Origin of the sequence: Kineococcus gurbantunggutensis (assembly GCF_050871925.1) — a bacterium.
GTDB lineage: Bacteria > Actinomycetota > Actinomycetes > Actinomycetales > Kineococcaceae > Kineococcus.
The window spans coordinates 1-2003 of the sequence record NZ_JBJLSG010000314.1 but is presented as its reverse complement, the minus strand read 5'-3'; the positions used below and the strand labels follow the sequence as shown (position 1 = coordinate 2003).

1 protein-coding gene and 1 pseudogene are annotated in these 2003 nt (G+C 82.3%); both read right to left on the bottom strand.

What is annotated here, in order from left to right:
* Window positions 1-348: pseudogene (locus ACRYR7_RS25355) on the bottom strand (hypothetical protein); the annotation flags it as partial.
* 16 nt (window positions 349-364) lie between these two features.
* On the bottom strand, window positions 365-1738 hold the full coding sequence (gene murC / locus ACRYR7_RS25350; RefSeq protein ID WP_432575153.1) for a UDP-N-acetylmuramate--L-alanine ligase: 1374 nt from the start codon (window positions 1736-1738) through the stop codon (window positions 365-367).
* Window positions 1739-2003: the final 265 nt, after the last annotated feature.

Here is a 2003-nt window from a genome sequence, read left to right as displayed (position 1 = left end):
GCGAAGCCACGGCGAGCCCACCGCCACCCAGCCGGCGGCGGCTACCAGCACCGCAAGTACGGCGGCACCCAGGGCCGCGCGCCGGCGGGGGCGCCGGCGCGCGGGGGCCCGGCGCGCGAGCCGGCCGGTGAGGTCGGCCACGCGCGCCCCCCCGCCGCGGCCGGGACGGCCCTGCGCCCGGGCGGCGCCGCGCGCGGCCCGCTCCCGGGGCGCCGGGGCGGGCGGGACGGCGGCGCGCACCGCGCGGCGGCGCTGGGCGCTGCCCGAGGGCCGGCGGTCGGGGGTGCGCGCCGGCGCCGCGGGCACCGGCGGGGACGGCGGCGTGCGCGGGCGCGTGGGGCGCGTCACGGCTCCCCCACCGGCCTCACGGCCGCGGCCCGCCGCCGGCGAGCAGGGCGAGCACCTCCGGCCCCAGCCGGGTCACGTCGCCCGCGCCGACGGTCAGCAGCAGGTCGCCGGGGCGCAGCCGCGCGACGACCTCGGCGGCGGCGGCGGCGCGCTCGGGCACGAAGGCCACCGAGGCGGCGGGCAGCGGCACCGCGGCGGCGACCAGGGCGCCGGTCACCGCCGGGTCGGGGTCCTCCCGGGCGACGTAGACGTCGAGGACGACGACGTCGTCGGCCAGGCCCAGGGCCCGGCCGAACTCGTCGGCGAAGGCGCGGGTGCGGCTGACCAGGTGCGGCTGGAAGGCGACGACGACGCGCCCGTCCCCGGCCACCGGCCGCGCCGCGCGCAGCAGCGCCTCCACCTCGGTGGGGTGGTGGGCGTAGTCGTCGACCACGCGCACCCCGCCCGCCTCGCCCTTGGGCTCGAAGCGCCGCCGGGCACCGCCGAAGCCGGCCAGCGCCCGCAGCACGGCGGCGGGCTCGGCCCCCAGCTCCAGGGCCGCGGCGAAGGCGCCGGCGGCGTTGAGCAGGTTGTGCAGGCCCGGCACCGCCAGGCGCACGGGCAGGGCGCGCTCGTCCGGGCCGGCGTCGACGTCGGCGTCCACGTGCACCAGCGCCGAGGGCGAGGGGCCGGAGACGTCCACGTCGGACAGCCGCACGTCCGCGTCCGGGTGCGTGCCGTAGGTGCGCACCCGGACGCCCGCCTGCCGCGCGAACTCGGCCAGGCGCACCGAGCCGGCGTCGTCGGCGCAGGCCACGAGCACGCCACCGGGCTGCAGCCGGGTCACGAACTCCTCGAAGGCCTGCGCGACCGCCTCGGCGGTGCCGTAGTGGTCCAGGTGGTCGGGCTCGACGTTGGTCACCACGTCGACCACGGGCGCGTAGGCGCGGAAGGAGCCGTCGGACTCGTCGGCCTCGGCGACGAAGGGGCCGGCGCCGTCGCGCGCACCGCCGTCGCTGCCGCCGGTCAGCTCGCCGCCGATGGCGTAGCCGGGGTCCAGCCCGGCCTCCAGCAGCGCCACCGCCAGCATCGAGGACGTCGTGGTCTTGCCGTGGGTGCCGGCCACCGCCACGCCGCGCCGGCCGACCATGAGGGCGGCCAGCGCCTGCGAGCGGTGCAGCACCCGCAGGCCGCGCTCGCGCGCGGCGATCAGCTCGGGGTTGGAGGCCCGCACGGCGGAGCTGACCACGACGGTGTCGCCCGGCCCGAGGTCGCCCAGGTGCGCCGCGTCGTGGCCGACGGCCACGCGCGCGCCCAGCTCCCCCAGGCGGCGCAGCACCTCGGAGTCGGCCGCGTCGCTGCCCGAGACCGGCACCCCGCGGCCCAGCAGCAGCCGCGCGATGCCGGACATGCCCACCCCGCCGACGCCGAGCAGGTGCACGCGGCCCAGCTCGGCCACGGGCAGGGGCGCACCCGGCGCGCTCACGCGGCACCCCCCGCCGCGTCGGCCACGAGCACGGCCAGGCGCTCGTCGCCGTCCAGGACGCCGAAGGCGGCCGCGGGGGGGGGGGGGGGGGGGGGGGGGGGGGGGGGGGGGGGGGGGGGGGGGGCGGGGGGGGGGCGGCTGCCGGGCGCGCGGCCCGCGGCGGGGGGGTGGGCGCCGCCGCCGCGCGCGG